The following is an 804-nucleotide window of genomic DNA, read 5'->3' as shown; positions in this document are numbered from 1 at the left end:
CCGCCGCACTGGTGAGCGAATTAATAACAACAGTCCTTAACAAAGAGGAAACCAATGAACCAAAGAAGAAAAGTAGTAAAATTCGTTGATGCAATTTGCGGATCTGGAAAATCCACCACATTACAGCACTACATCAAATCAAGTTTATTAACAAATTCCGAAGCAATTCCCCCTCGTTATCTTCTCGTGATGCCAACACATGATTTATGTAAGCAAGTGAAGGAAGAACTTGAACAACGCCGAAGGGTGAAGAGTTATCACGTAGACACCGAAACAGAAGCGGTAAATCTCCTAATTTCCACCCTGGAATACGATTTCCAGCATTCGGTGATTATCTGCACACATCAATGTTTCATTCATTATTGCTATCGCGCAGCGCTTGAAACAGAACTTCAAAACCTTCTCCGTAATTTCAGAATTTTTGTTGATGAAATCCCTGATGCAATGTTTGGCGCTTACATCAAAGTGCAGCATACAAATCGGACGGAACAAAATTTCCCATTCTTGGATATGCTGGAAGAGCGGGACGGATTGTTATTCCTGCGTGAGGATGAGCGTGAAAATTTCTACGCCTACTGGCATGAAAAACAGTCGAGTGGTCAGGATTTAAAGCGCCTACTCTGGGCGATTATGCAGGGTGCAGGACTTCTTTACGAAGAGAATAAACACCTGTTCGCCTTCACTGCTTCACCAATTATCAGATCTGTAGAATGGGCTGAACAGTTTACGCTCTTAGGTGCTGGCTCTTCTCGAAGTTTGTTTGTTTGGGCTTCTGAACATCTGGCGAATTACGAAGTAGAGGAA

At 42.7% G+C, this 804-nt stretch carries 1 protein-coding gene; it reads left to right on the top strand.

Annotated features, from left to right (window positions below; genetic code table 11):
- Nucleotides 1-54: 54 nt before the first annotated feature.
- Nucleotides 55-804 (top strand): DEAD/DEAH box helicase (locus IM300_RS22525; protein ID WP_193038358.1); only part of this gene is annotated, 750 nt, incomplete at its 3' end.

The organism is Enterobacter cloacae complex sp. I2 (genome assembly GCF_014896205.1).
In the GTDB taxonomy this organism is placed as follows: Bacteria; Pseudomonadota; Gammaproteobacteria; order Enterobacterales; family Enterobacteriaceae; genus Enterobacter; species Enterobacter quasihormaechei.
The sequence above is the reverse complement of the archived record's forward strand: the minus strand, read 5'-3'. Positions and strand labels throughout refer to the sequence as shown.